This is a genomic window from Pseudoscardovia suis, assembly GCF_002797875.1.
In the GTDB taxonomy this organism is placed as follows: domain Bacteria; phylum Actinomycetota; class Actinomycetes; order Actinomycetales; family Bifidobacteriaceae; genus Pseudoscardovia; species Pseudoscardovia suis.
Genome location: NZ_PGFC01000002.1, coordinates 77936 through 92319 on the forward strand (window position 1 = coordinate 77936; position 14384 = coordinate 92319).

The 14384-nt window shown below is 55.3% G+C and carries 10 protein-coding genes; 9 read left to right on the plus strand and 1 reads right to left on the minus strand.

Annotation, left to right across the window (positions count from 1 at the left end; genetic code table 11):
* The first annotated feature begins 73 nt into the window (after positions 1–73).
* The 8 genes from CLV65_RS02985 to CLV65_RS03020 all read left to right on the plus strand — a co-directional run bounded on the left by CLV65_RS02985 (position 74) and on the right by CLV65_RS03020 (position 11022).
* Entirely contained in the window at positions 74–1108 is a 1035-nt protein-coding gene (locus CLV65_RS02985; protein WP_244569153.1) for a glycosyltransferase family 2 protein, read from the plus strand.
* A 98-nt stretch (positions 1109–1206) separates the two neighbouring features.
* Positions 1207–2232, plus strand: a complete 1026-nt coding sequence (rfbB, locus tag CLV65_RS02990; protein WP_169713384.1) for a dTDP-glucose 4,6-dehydratase — start codon at positions 1207–1209, stop codon at positions 2230–2232.
* A 157-nt stretch (positions 2233–2389) separates the two neighbouring features.
* On the plus strand, positions 2390–3742 hold the full coding sequence (locus CLV65_RS02995; protein ID WP_094691377.1) for a glycosyltransferase family 2 protein: 1353 nt from the start codon (positions 2390–2392) through the stop codon (positions 3740–3742).
* 232 nt (positions 3743–3974) lie between these two features.
* Positions 3975–5432, plus strand: a complete 1458-nt coding sequence (locus CLV65_RS03000; protein ID WP_094691376.1) for a sugar nucleotide-binding protein — start codon at positions 3975–3977, stop codon at positions 5430–5432.
* 113 nt (positions 5433–5545) lie between these two features.
* Entirely contained in the window at positions 5546–6436 is an 891-nt protein-coding gene (rfbA, locus tag CLV65_RS03005; RefSeq protein WP_094691375.1) for a glucose-1-phosphate thymidylyltransferase RfbA, read from the plus strand.
* 210 nt (positions 6437–6646) lie between these two features.
* The gene (locus CLV65_RS03010; RefSeq protein ID WP_157847202.1) at positions 6647–8659 is read left to right on the plus strand and encodes a rhamnan synthesis F family protein; all 2013 of its coding nucleotides are present in this window, start codon (positions 6647–6649) and stop codon (positions 8657–8659) included.
* A 57-nt stretch (positions 8660–8716) separates the two neighbouring features.
* A complete protein-coding gene (locus CLV65_RS03015) occupies positions 8717–9565 on the plus strand; it encodes an ABC transporter permease (protein WP_094691373.1) in 849 nt (282 codons plus the stop codon).
* 11 nt (positions 9566–9576) lie between these two features.
* Entirely contained in the window at positions 9577–11022 is a 1446-nt protein-coding gene (locus CLV65_RS03020) for an ABC transporter ATP-binding protein (protein ID WP_094691411.1), read from the plus strand.
* A 119-nt stretch (positions 11023–11141) separates the two neighbouring features.
* Here the strand turns inward: CLV65_RS03020 and CLV65_RS03025 are convergent, their stop codons facing one another.
* A complete protein-coding gene (locus CLV65_RS03025) occupies positions 11142–12395 on the minus strand; it encodes a hypothetical protein (RefSeq protein WP_094691372.1) in 1254 nt (417 codons plus the stop codon).
* Positions 12396–12698: 303 nt separating this feature from the next.
* Here CLV65_RS03025 and CLV65_RS03030 point away from each other — a divergent pair, with 303 nt between their 5' ends.
* The gene (locus tag CLV65_RS03030; RefSeq protein ID WP_094691371.1) at positions 12699–14294 is read left to right on the plus strand and encodes an NAD(P)/FAD-dependent oxidoreductase; all 1596 of its coding nucleotides are present in this window, start codon (positions 12699–12701) and stop codon (positions 14292–14294) included.
* Positions 14295–14384 lie beyond the last annotated feature (90 nt).

Sequence of the window (14384 nt, forward strand, 5' to 3'; positions counted from 1 at the left end):
ATTCATGCTCTTGTGAGCGCAAATCCCGACACGACGCGAGCGACTGAACAACTCTCCTAAGACGAGGAATTTGATGATGCCTGAGACAAAAGAGCAACTTTCCCCCAAGGCTGCGGCGAGCAGCATTGCTGTGCTGATTCCCTGCTACAACGAGGAAGTTACAATCGGCAAGGTTGTGCGCGACTTTCATGCCGCGCTGCCGGGCGCGACGGTGTACGTGTATGACAATAATTCGACGGACGCAACCGCCGAGATCGCCCGCCGGGAGGGAGCGGTGGTGCGTCGCGAGCCGCGGCAGGGCAAGGGCAACGTGGTGCGCGCCATGTTCAACCAAGTGGATGCCGACATCTACGTGATGGTGGACGGCGACGACACATACCCGGCGGAAGAGTCAGTGAAGCTCGTGAACAAAATCGCCGAAGGCTACGACATGGTGATCGGCGATCGGCTGAGCTCCACGTATTTTGAAGAGAACAAGCGCCCGTTCCACAACTTCGGCAACAAACTGGTGCGCTCATTCATCAACCGGTTCTTCCACGCGAATGTGCGCGACATCATGACGGGGTACCGTGCGTTCTCGTATTCGTATGTGAAGACGTACCCGTGCCTGTCGCGCGGCTTTGAAATCGAGACGGAGATGACGATTTTCTCGCTCGACAAGAACGTGCGCATTTATGAGACGCCAATCCAGTACCGCGACCGGCCGGAGGGGTCGGAGTCCAAGCTCAACACCGTGGGCGACGGCGTGAAGGTGCTCAACACGATCTTTTCGATGATTCGTCAATACAAGCCGATGCCGTATTTCAATGCGCTGGCTGCGGTGTTTGGCGCATTCGGCATTGGGTTCCTCATCTCGGTTTTGGTTGAGTTTTCGCAAACGCATATGGTGGCGCGGTTCCCCACGCTCATCGTATCGGTGCTGCTGATTCTCATCGCCTTACTGCTGTTCGTGGCGGGCATCATCCTGGATGCACATGCGCGCAAGGACCGCAAGGACTACCTGCTGTGGCAGAACCTGTTTGCGCAGGCACCCGGTGCAGCATCTGCTGAGAACGGTGTGGTGCGCGGCGCCAATGCACGCGATGTCAATACTCGCGACAAGCGATGACGCCCGCGCAATCCAAGATGATTACACCGGATGATTACATATCCAAACAGAGGCGGCTGAGCGGTGTTTGGTTCGTGCGTTCGGTTATGATGGGTGCCATGGTTGATACTGAGGTTTTTGCTCCTCGTAACATCATTGTGACGGGCGGGGCTGGTTTCATTGGTTCGAATTTCGTGCATTGGGTGGTGGATCATCATCCGGAGACGCATGTGACGGTGCTGGACAAGCTGACGTATGCGGGCAACCTGGAGAACCTGGCGGGGATCCCGGACGACCGCATGGATTTCGTGCATGGGGACATCTGCGACGCGGAGCTGCTTGACAGGATTGTGCCGGGGCATGACGCGATCGTGCATTATGCGGCGGAGTCTCATAACGACAATTCGATCGCGGACCCGGAGCCGTTTGTGCGCACGAACGTGGTGGGCACGTTCCGCTTGTTGGAGGCGGTGCGCAGGTACGGGATCCGTTACCATCACATCAGCACGGACGAGGTGTACGGGGACCTGGCGTTGGACGACCCGGCGAAGTTCACGGAGAGCACGCCGTACCATCCGTCGAGCCCGTATTCGTCGACGAAGGCGAGCTCGGACCTGCTGGTGCGCGCGTGGACGCGCACGTATGGTTTGCGCACGACGATCAGCAATTGCAGCAACAATTACGGCCCGTACCAGCATGTGGAGAAGTTCATTCCCCGCCAGATCACGAACATCCTCACGGGCGTGCGCCCGAAGCTGTATGGCGCGGGCCTGAACGTGCGTGACTGGATCCACACGGAGGACCATTCCTCCGCGGTGTGGACGATCTTGACGAAGGGCCGTGTGGGCGAGACGTATCTGATCGGCGCGAACGGCGAGAGGAACAACATCGACGTGCTGCGCATGATCCTGCGCCTGATGGGCCAGCCGGAGGATGCGTTCGACCATGTGAAGGACCGTCCGGGGCATGACCGCCGGTATGCGATCGACGCGACGAAGCTGCGCACGGAACTGGGCTGGGAGCCGAAGCACACGGACTTCGAGTCGGGCCTCAAGGCGACGATCGACTGGTACACGCAGAACCCGCAGTGGTGGGAGAAGACCAAGGCTGCGACCGAGGAACGCTACAAGCAGCAAGGCCAGTGAAACGTAACGAATTAATGCTGGGGTTTGATTCGCCCCAGCATTAATTCGTTGTCATTGCGGACGTTGCATGTGCGTTGCCATCAATTCATGTGCCTGGATCTTGCCGGGCAGCGATTGAAAGAAACGTGCGAAGCGGCTTCAGAAGCGGAGGTGCAGGGTGCCAAGATTCTCCTTTGTCGTGATTGCTTATAACGTTGAACGTTATATAGAAAAGTGTGTAGAGAGCATCAAGTCCCAGACGTTTTCCGATTTTGAAGTCATCATCGTTGATGACTGCAGTACGGATGCAACGGCATCCATTGTTGATAATGCAATTGCCGAGGATTCGCGTTTCTCTCTCGTGCGTCGGCGCGTCAATGCTGGAGCGCACATTGCGAGGAAAACAGGGGCTGGCAGAACACACGGAAGGTATCTGCTTTTCATCGACGGAGACGATTGCGTCCGACCGGATTTGTGCGAACGTCTGGATACAGAGTTTCAACGCGATGATGTGGATATTCTCCGTTTCGGGCTTGAAGTGTCATCGACGGATGCGCCGTTGGACTTTCGCCGTGCACTTGAGGACTCCTTTAACTTGGATACAGGCTTGCGGCGTGGCCATGAGATATTGCAGTCCATTTTCTCCGAGACTTTTCCCCAGCGCGGGAATTGGAGCGTGGAAGATTGCTGCTTTGAAGGTGACTTTGCCAGAGAGTCCTTCGCAATGATGACAGAGCAATCATTAGGGCGGATGGAAGATGCCTATGAGTTTTTCGTTCTGGCCGACAGGGCTCGCAGCATGCGCGTTATCAATGATTATCGTGGTTTGCTGTACTCATATGGTGCGGGTGATTCCGGGAATGGCAACCAACCCCGCGAAAAGTTCGAGAAAGGGCAACGAGGCATTCATGATTCACTTCAGGCCCTGATGGACTATTCGGCTAGTCATGATGATGAAATTCATCGAGAATGCTCTGCCTGGATGAGAAGGACTACATTAGGCATCGTTGGTCGCGATTGGTCGGGGCGAATGCCAATGGAGGACCAGATTCACTCGTTTCCCGCTTTGCGTGACACATGGCAGCCTTCGGAAGTTGCTTATATCGTGTCTGAACCTTTGTATGCACGAGCAGTTTTTGTATGGCAAGCGGGTGGTTATCCGGATTACCAAGACCCGTTGGTTCAATGGGCACAGTTACTGATGTCTGTGCCTCGACAGGATGACAGAGATGAGCGCGTGACGGCAAAGGTCAGAATGTGCCGTGAACTATGTTCAGCGATTGAACATCGTGAGGATTCCCGGATGCAGGCAGGCTTTCTCGCGTGGGCGCGTATGCATGAGGCGGACAGGCAGAATGATTTGCGTGCACGCATTGAACGTGCGCGTGCAACGGAAGTTCAGGCTGTCGAGGAGTATGAAGCATCGAAGGCCGGTGTGGCACGCGCGATTGGTCATCGAATGCTCCCTGCAGGGACGCGCCGTCGCGAAGTTGTCAGAGCTCTTGCCCGGCGGAGTCTGCATCGGTTGTGATGGTCTAAGGAGGAGGGACGCCCCTCCCGCCCTTCGTTCATCCCTCCACTCATTGGGATATAATCAAGGCGGATTGTTTTGCACTCGCGTGCATTCCCGCTTGACAGTAATGCCGATGCCGGGAGCTGCGCGAGCGGTGCGATTGGGGCGCCCAGTGGATCCGCGCGGCACACACCGCCTGATTCACACGAGAATCCAGAGAACTCAAGAATCGTAAGGAACGAGAACGCACATGGAATTCGAAAAGGAACTCAAAGCCACCCAGACCGGTATCCCAGGCCTCATCGTGTTTGACCTGCCGGTGCATGGCGACAATCGCGGTTGGTTCAAGGAGAACTGGCAGCGTGCCAAGGAAGTCGCCCTCGGTCTGCCGGACTTCGGTCCCGTGCAAAACAACATCAGCTTCAACACCAAGCGCGGCGTGACGCGCGGCATCCACGCCGAGCCGTGGGACAAGTACATTTCCATCGCCACGGGCAGTGTGTTCGGGGCCTGGGTGGATTTGCGCCCCGGCGAGACCTTCGGCAAGGTGTTCACGTGCACCCTCGACCCGTCCAAGGCCATCTTTGTGCCGCGCGGCGTGGGCAACAGCTTCCAGACGCTGGAGGACGGCACCGCCTACACCTATCTGGTGAACGCTCATTGGAGCCTCGAGCAGAAGAAGACCTACACCTTCGTGAACCTCGCGGATCCGACGCTCAACATCCAGTGGCCCATCCCGCTCGACCAGACCGAGCGCAGCGAAGCCGACCTGCATCATCCGATGCTCAAGGACGCCAAGCCGATGGAGCCCAAGCGCACGCTTGTCACCGGTTCGAACGGACAGCTGGGTCGCGCCATCCGCGAATACGCGGAATCGCATGACCTGCACGGCTTTGAATACCATGACATCGACACCTTCGATTTCTCCGACCCGGCAGCCTACGATCAGTTCGATTGGGACCTGTATGGCACAATCATCAACGCCGGCGCGTTCACCGCTGTCGACAAGGCCGAGACGCCGGAAGGCCGCACCGCCGCGTGGAAGGCGAATGCCAGTGGCCCGGCGCTGCTCGCCAAGGTCGCCCGTGAGCATCACATCACGCTCGTGCATGTGAGCTCCGACTACGTGTTTGACGGCACGGTGGAGGAGCACACCGAGGACGAGCCTTTCGCGCCGCTGGGCGTGTATGGGCAGAGCAAGGCGGCGGGCGACATCGCCGTGGCTCAGGCGCCGCAGCACTACATCCTGCGTTCCAGCTGGGTGATTGGCGATGGCCATAATTTCGTCAAGACGATGATGGCGCTTTCCGATCGCGTGGCGGATCCGGGGCAAGCGCTCAACCAGGTGACCGTGGTGGATGACCAGTTCGGTCGTCTCACCTTTACGAAGGATATGGCCGCCGCCATCTTCCACCTGCTTGATTCGCAGGCGCCGTATGGCACGTATGACCTGACCGGTGAAGGCGCCGTGCGCTCGTGGAAGGACATCGCGGCCGAGGTGTTCGACCTGACGAATGGCAATGGCGCCGCCGTCAAGCCTGTCACCACCGAACAGTATTTCCAGTCCGCCAAGGGCCCCATCGCGCCCCGCCCTGTGCATTCCGCGCTGTCGCTGGGCAAGATCGAGGCAACCGGCTTCACACCGGGCGACTGGGAGCAGACTCTGGGGGAGTATGTGCGCGCTGAGCGCACGAAGCAGGCTGAGTGACGCACGAAGCGTTGCGCCAGATGCGGCGCCAGGGCAGCACACATGATTCGCCCCGGCGCCGCCCTCGCAACGCTTGTGCATTCGCTCTGTCAATCACAACGCGAAAGGCAAATATGAAGGGAATCATTCTTGCAGGCGGTTCAGGCACGCGCCTTTACCCCTTGACCACCGTCACGTCCAAGCAGCTGCTGCCCGTCTACGACAAGCCGATGATCTACTACCCGTTGAGCGTGCTCATGATGGCCGGCATCCGCGACGTGCTCGTGATTTCCACGCCCAAGGATCTGCCCAACTTCGAGCGCCTCCTTGGCGATGGTTCGCAGTATGGCATCTCTCTGAGCTACAAGGTGCAGCCCAGCCCCGACGGTCTCGCGCAGGCGTTCCTGCTGGGCGAGGAGTTCATCAGCGGCGATTCGTGCGCACTCGTGCTCGGCGACAACATCTTCTACGGCAACGGCTTGAGCAAGCAGTTGGAGCGCGCTTCGCACATCGAGCGCGGCGCCACGGTGTTTGGCTATTACGTGGATGATCCGGAGCGCTACGGCGTCGTGGAGTTCGATGACAACAAGAAGGTCGTGTCCATCGAAGAGAAGCCTGCGCACCCTGCATCCAACTATGCGGTGACCGGTTTGTATTTCTACGACAATCGCGTGGTGGATTTCGCCAAGCATGTGCGTCCTTCGGCGCGCGGCGAGTTGGAAATCACCGACCTCAACAAGATGTATCTTGCCGATGGGTCCCTCAATGTGGTGACGCTCGGCCGTGGCTATGCTTGGCTTGACACCGGTACGATGGACAGCCTTTATGAGGCGGGTGAATTTGTGCGCACCGTGGAACGCGCCCAGGGCCTGCCGATCTCCGTCCTTGAAGAGATCGCCTTCGAAAACGGGTGGATCACCCGCGAGAAGCTGCTTGAGGCGGCTCACGCCTACGGCAAGTCCAACTACGGCAAGCACCTGCAGCAGGTCGCTGAGAACCGCGTGATCTCCAAGCCCAACGACTGAGACAATAGACTGCGATTCCGCGATCGTCGCTCAATGACAGGGCAGGATTGACAGGGCAGGATTGGCTGGACGCCTTGGTCGTCGCTTATGGTGAGGTAACCATGGGGAGTTGTTGACCGGGGCATCCAGTCAATGGCGTTACGTACGCTACCTAACTCATACTATTTTTCAATAGACTCGATTCACAAGAAGCTCGAGGCAGAGGAAGCCATGGCACAAAACGACGATAAGACGCTGACGAGCGGCACGACGAACCGCCTTGCGATTTTCTGCTTTTACGATGCCCAGGGGCACGCTGATGATTATGTGCGCGTGTTCCTTGAAGGGCTCATGCCGAGCATCCGCCGCCTTGTCGTTGTATCTAACGGCAAGATTGATGATGAGAGCCGCGCGATGTTCGAGGGATTCACCCCATTCGTCATTGAACGTGAGAACGAGGGCCTCGACACCGCTGCCTACAGGCAGGTGCTGCTGCAAGTGGGATGGGATCAGCTGGTTAAGTTCGACGAAGTCATCTGCTGCAACGACACATGCTTTGGTCCTGTCCATCCATTCGAGGACGTCTTCGATGAGATGAACAAGCGTCCTGTGGACTTTTGGGGGATCACGTCCTACGCTGCGACAGTGCTGCCCTCAGGGGAAGAGATTCCAGAACATGTGCAAGCATACTGGCATGTTTATCGACCGTCATTGATTGCGGCACCGTGCTTCCAGCGTTATTGGGAGACGCTCAGGCTTACAAACGATTATGGAGAGAACACTCACAGGCATGAGATAACGTTCACCAAGTATTTTCAAGATTTGGGATTTTCTTGGGATACGTTTGTTCCGCGTGACAAATATGCGGGCATGACACCATACCCATTGCTGGACATGCCGATGCAGGTCATGCGTGATGATCACTGTCCCGTGTTGAAGAAGCGAGTCTTTGAGACGGGACTTGTTATGTCGCTTGAGCACACTGCGGGGCAAGGTGCTCGCCAAGCATTAGATTATGTTGCTTCCTCCACAAATTATGATACGAGCCTGATTTGGCATCATGAGCTGCGATCCCAGAACGTTACACGATTGCGGCAAACCCTGCATTTGGAGTATGTGCTTCCTCGGCACGCTCTTCAGGATTCCGGGCAGAGGCCCCGTCGAGACTTGACACATGTGCGGAGTGCGTTCATTTTTCATATTTTCTTCGTGGATATGCTCGATGAGACTCTTCGTTATGTAAGAAACATTCCTGAAGAAACTGACATTTATATCACGACCAATGAAGAGAAGATTGCCCGCATTGATGAGGCGATCCTTGACGCAGGCATTACGCGACGCGTGACATTTCTTCCAGTGAAGAACCGAGGACGTGATGTTTCTGCATTGCTGATTGCTGCTCAAGACGTCGTGCTTTCCGGACGCTATGATGTCATCGGATTCGCGCATGACAAGAAGTCGTCTCAGAACACGAGACTGCTCGGACGTCAGGGGACGGAATCCGAGGGTTTCCAAGAGCGTCTCTTGGAAAATACGCTGGGCAGCACGGAATATGTGCGGAATATCCTTTCGCTGTTTGAGAAGAATGCCTGCTTGGGGCTTGTGGCACCTCCGTCTCCCTTCCATGCGATTTATTTCCCAACAACGATGCCGACTGATTGGGGGCCGAACTTTGAAAATACGGTGACGCTCCTGGAATCTTTGGATATTCACGTTCCGCTGGATTCCACAATCGGGACGACAAGTGCCATAGGATCGTGTTTCTGGTTCCGTCCTGAAGCGTTGCGGCCACTGTTCGAACGAGGGTGGGAATATGAGGATTTCCCCGATGAATCGCACATGAGTGGAGATGGCACGATTTCCCATGCGATTGAGCGAGCCAATGGATATGTGGCTCAGTCACAGGGATTCTATCCGGCATGGGTGATGACGGATGAATGGGCTTCGTTGGAAGCGAGTCAGTTGCGGACGCTGCTGGAGGAGTTCATTGCTGCGCGCCCCCAGCGATACGTGGAAGCTACACCTCGAGAAACGTTGCTGAGCCAGCGCTTGGGGACCCGATTGACATATGTGGATTCGAAAAAGGTAGCAGGCAGGCTTGGGTCTCTTATGGAGCGGATCATGTCTGCTCTGCCTGGGCGCATGGCCGAGTCGATGAAACATGCTGCAGGCAACGCGAATGTCCGGGGGCGTTGGGCGATGCATCGCTTGCTAGACAACTTTCAAAGGATGACGAGACACTGACGACATAAATGCCGGAGGTTAGACGTCCTTGGTGTCATCAGCGTATATTTAAGAACTATGGCTAAGAAAATCAAGAGTCAGGGAGGTGCGCGAACTGCGCCCTCCTCAGGTCATGAATATTCACGAATCGTTCTGAAAGAGCTCGTCAAGACCGATTTCAAGATGAGATATCAGGGCTCTGTTCTTGGCATGGCTTGGTCAGTGTTGAAACCGCTGATGCTATTCGTCGTGATGTATTGCGTATTCGTCCGTTTTCTAAAGTTCACGGACGGAACTCCTCATTTCGCCATGGTGCTGTTATTGGGCACTGTGTTGTGGAATTTCTTTTCTGAAGCGACTGGAATGGGTCTACAGTCGATTGTCGCTCGTGGAGATTTGCTGCGAAAAATTCACTTCCCCAATTACATCATTGTTATGGCTGCAACGTTGAATTCATTGATTTCGCTTGCCATCAACTTGGTAGTGGTGGTGATATTCAGCATCATCAACGGCGTGCATTTCACGTGGCGAGTCGTTCTGGTCCCCGTTGGAATTGCGGAACTCTTCTTTTTGACTCTTGGCGTATCGTTACTGCTTGCGACGATGAACGTATATTTTCGAGATATCCAGCACATCTGGGAAGTCTTGAGCCAGGCGCTTTTTTACAGTATTCCTGTGATTTACCCTCTTTCCATGGTCATCAGTGTATCCCCGGTTTTTGCGAAAATCCTGCTGTTGAATCCTCTTGCACAGACAATTCAGGATATTCGATACTGGCTCATCGCCCCCGAGACCACTCCGACTGTGTGGAACTACATTAATACTTGGTGGATCTCTTTGATTCCTCTCGTTATTGCTGTGTTGATTTTTGCCGTTGGAGCGTACGTCTTCAATAGGAACAGCCGTCGGTTTGCAGAAATTCTTTAGGATTGTGGGAAATGAATACACATTCAACTGATGAGTCAGAAACCATCATTACCGCACGAGACGAATATTCCGAATCCGTTGTGGATGCTCAGAAGAATGATGATTCTTCCGATGATGTTCCTCAAGACGTTGTGCTGAGAGTGAGCCATGTCTCGAAGTCATTCCGTTTGCCAACTGAAAAATCCAGCGGTTTGAAGCAGGCGTTCATTAATTGGACGCGAGGAATTAAGGGCTATACGGAACAGCATGTTCTTAAGGATCTTACTTTTGACGTGCACCAGGGTGATTTTTTCGGTATCGTCGGACGCAATGGCTCGGGTAAATCCACTTTGCTGAAGTTGATTTCCGGCATCTATGTGCCCGACTCCGGTGAAATTCTGGTGAAGGGTAAGCTCGTATCTTTCATTGAACTTGGTGTTGGATTCAACCCTGAACTGACCGGTCGTGAGAACGTATACCTCAACGGCGCTTTGTTGGGCTTCACTCGCGATGAGATTGATAGTATGTATGACGAAATCGTTGAGTTTGCTGAGCTCGAGGATTTCATGGATCAGAAACTGAAGAATTATTCTTCAGGTATGCAGGTTCGTCTTGCATTTTCCGTTGCCATCAAGGCGCGTGGGGACATTCTTGTGCTCGATGAGGTGCTCGCTGTGGGCGATGAGGCGTTCCAGCGCAAGTGCGACAATTTCTTCACCAGCATCAAGAAGGATCCGACAAAGACCGTCATCCTTGTGACTCACGATATGAGCGCAGTGAAAAAGTATTGCAATCGAGCCATTCTTATCAAGGATGGCGTCATCGTTGAGTCGAAGAGCAAAGATGATGTAGCAGATGCATACTCATTGGAGAATCTTGCAGTTCCCGATGCTTCAGAAAAAGCATCTTCTTTTGAAGCATCTCATGGCACGCAGGCAGATGACAAGACACCGACAGAAAATCCCGCTCCGGAATACGAGACTGGACTCAATGCTCGAGTGCCGTTGTTGAGAATAACACCAGCAGGGCTGCCTATTGTGACGTCGGACGATGACTTTGCGTTCGACATCGAATACCGCTTTGACGAGAAGGAGACCCCGTTCTATGTGGCGTTCTCCTTGCTTGACATGAAGCGTGGCGGCATTCCCTATGATTCTGGCTCCGTGCCGCTGACGAAGCGCGGGCATCAGAAGATTCGCTTCACGCTGCCGATGAAGCTGTTCAACTCCACCGAGTTCAAGATTGTTGCGTCGATTCGTGAGGATGACCCCGACAATGAGCGCGATACCAAGCTCGTGGCGTTCACCAGCGACAAGAACTCCTGCTTCTTCTCGGTGCACAACGACTACATGCGGCCGGATTACGCGCTCATCTCCCCGGACCAGCTGCCGCTCAAACAGGAATACGTGCCTGTGGAGGACGAGCCGACGGAGAAAACGCAAGCCGAGGATGCACAGGGTGCAGATTCACAGGCCTGATTGTCCATCGGCCTTGGTTATTCATCCAAGCTCTTGAAGAGTATGCAATAGCCAGTACCTTGCACTAACAAGGCTGCGCTGCCACGAAGCAATTCCGTGGCAGCGCAGCCTTTTCGCATCTATTCGTTGTTGCTCGTGCCTTCGCCTCGCGTGGGATCGCCGAACCACGCGTTGTAAAACAGCGTGAAATTACGGTTGCCATACGTCGAGCAGGAATCACCCTCGCCGCCGGAACCATCCGCCAACCCCTCAAGCGCTGCCTTGTTGGGCTGGTATGGCGTGTAAATGTAAAGCATTGCGGTGGCGTCGTTTTCAATGTAGACCTTGGTGCCGCCGCAAGACTCGTCAGGATTGTATTGGATGTATGCCGTTTGCTTGGGGCGATAGTTGTAATCCTTGAAATGCGCCTGATAATACTTAAGTCGATGGGCAGCACCGAAGACCTGGTTGAAGAAACCGTAGTACGCTGCGTCGCAATCGCCATCATCAGGGCATGAGAGTCCCATCGCGATTGTGTAGTTCTTGTTGGTCGGGTTGGCAGCGGTCACCAAGCCTTGTTCCTTTTGCAGCATGACAATGAGCACTTTTGGGTTGATGCCGCAGCTTGTGGCGACACCGCTGATGATTTGCGCCGCAGTCTGGTCGCTCGCCTTGGTGTATCCGTCGCACAGCGAATCCTTCTTTTCATCATTGGTGTCAAAGGTTTTCGTTGCAAGGCACGAATCGCCAGAGCACCCCGCCCCGCGGGTATCCAGAAAATCCTGGATCTCATCGGTAGTGAGCGACGTTGAATCAGTCATTTCATCATCGGCGATGATGAGCCCGGGATTGAAGCCATACTGTCGCGCGAGCAACGCCTGTTCGGACTCATATTCGCGCACTTGCGCCGCGCGCCGCCGTGCAATCACCACATCTGCCATCAAACCGATGATGACGAGCACGCCGAGCACCAGCAACACGATTGACGTCAGGCGATGCGATGCCGGGGAGGGGGCATGCGCGGCGGGCTGAGCGGCATCCGGAGTCGCCGTGTCTGCCGTGTCTGCCGTGTCTGCCGCAACGTCGGTTACGTCATCAGACGTTGCGGCATCTGTCTCCTTTGCATCATCCGTTGCCTTCGCGTCAGCCGCTGCTTCTGTGCCATCCGTTGTGTCGCTTGCGGCGTCCGTTATTTCGTTTGCGGAATCCGCCGTGTCGCTCTCCGCCGTGTCACTGCCTGCAGTGTTGCTTTTCGCAGTGTCATTCACCTCAGTGCCATTCATCGCAGCGGCGCTTTCCGCTGTTGCGCTTTCCGCCTGCGCTGCGTCGCTCGCTTGTGTTGCGTCGCTTGTGTTGTTGTGTGCAGCTGTGTTGTTACGTGCATCCGTGTCCATGCGGTCTATGCGATCCCGTCTTGTTATTGCCTCAATAACGTCATCACCATCGTACGCAATAATGCGTCAGAAAGCTCAAGACATTCGTGGGGAAATAAAGCAAAGACGCGACAGGACGAACACAGCCGCAGGTGAATCCACGCCAGAACCGACATTCACGATTTCGCCGCTGTGGTGCGCTTGCAACGCGCTGACGAGTTGTGAAAACATCGTTAAGGTTGCGGCAAATTGGCGGGAAAGGTCACAGTCATGAACTACGCTAACAGGTTGGAATAGTTTCATTTCGCAGAAAGTTCAAAGAACATGAGCGATAAGAAGTCTGTCGTAATCATCGGTGGTGGCCCTGCGGGTCTGACCGCCGCATACGAACTTCTTAAGGACGGCGGCGCCGATAAGTACGACGTCACACTCCTCGAAGCCAGCGGTGAATTCGGTGGCATCTCTCGTACCGTCAAGCACAATGGCAACCGCATGGATATTGGCGGTCATCGTTTCTTCTCGAAGGATGATCGCGTGATGGATTGGTGGAAGAACATCCTGCCGCTGCAGGGCGCTCCTTCCTACGACGATAAGAAGCTTGGTCGCAAGCACGACCTCGAGCCCGGCGGTCCGGATCCTGAGACCACCGACGAAGTCATGCTCAAGCGCCATCGCGTCTCGCGCATTTATTGGCATGGCAAGTTCTTCGATTACCCGGTGAGCCTCAAGTGGGACACGTTGAAGAACATGGGCTTCGCGCAGACGATGAAGGTCGGCTTCTCTTACCTCAAGTCGCTGATACACAAGCTGCCGGAAGACAATCTTGAGAACTTCTACATCAACCGTTTCGGCCGAGCCCTGTATGGCATGTTCTTCGAGGGCTACACCGAGAAGCTGTGGGGACGCCATCCGAGCGTGATTTCCGCTGATTGGGGTTCGCAGCGCGTCAAGGGCATCTCGATTACCGCTGTTCTCAAGGATGCGTGGGGCAAGCTCGTCGGCAAGCAGAAGAAGGCCGGCGAGGGCGAGACGTCCCTCATCGAGGAATTCTGGTACCCCAAGTATGGTCCTGGCCAGCTGTGGGAAACCGTTGCCAAGATTGACATGGGCAATGGCTGCACGATTATCAAGCACGCCAACGTCATCAAGGTCAATGAGGCTGACGGCAAGATTGCTTCCGTCGTGTATGCCGATGCAAACGGCGATGAGCACACGGTGGATGGTGACGTGTTCATCTCGTCCATGCCCATCAAGGATCTTGTCAACGCCATTGACGCCGGCACCACCACCAAGCCGGTCGCCAAGGAGCAGCTTGACATCGCCAACGGCCTGCCATACCGCGACTTCGTGACCGTCGGCCTGCTCGTTGACAAGCTCAACCTCAAGAACGAGACCGACATCCCCACGCTCGGCAACCCGCCGATCGTGCCGGATTGCTGGATTTACGTGCAGGACACGACCGTCAAGGTCGGCCGCATCCAGATCTTCAACAACTGGAGCCCGTATCTCGTCGATGACGTGGACAACAAGGTGTGGATTGGCCTGGAGTACTTCTGCAACGAGGGCGATGACTTCTGGAACCAGACTGACAAGGAAGGCATTGACTTCGCCATCAAGGAGCTCGTGCGCATGCACATCATCGGCTCCAAGAAGGATGTGCTCGATGCTCACCGCGAGCGTGTGAAGAAGGCATACCCGGCTTACTTTGACACGTGGTACGACATGGATAAGCTCACACCGTGGCTTGATGGTTTCGGCAATCTGTATTGCGTGGGTCGTAATGGCCAGCACCGCTACAACAACATGGATCACTCGATGGTGACCGCCATGGAGGCTGTGGAAAACATCAAGACCGGACGTGCCGACAAGCACAACGTGTGGTCTGTCAACACAGAAAAGTCCTATCACGAGGCCAAGTAGCCACAAGCCTCGTCCCCGTCACGTGTGACTGGCTGATGCCATTGGCGCTGTAAGACTGATGCGAATGGGCGTTGGGCGGCCTTGGATGGG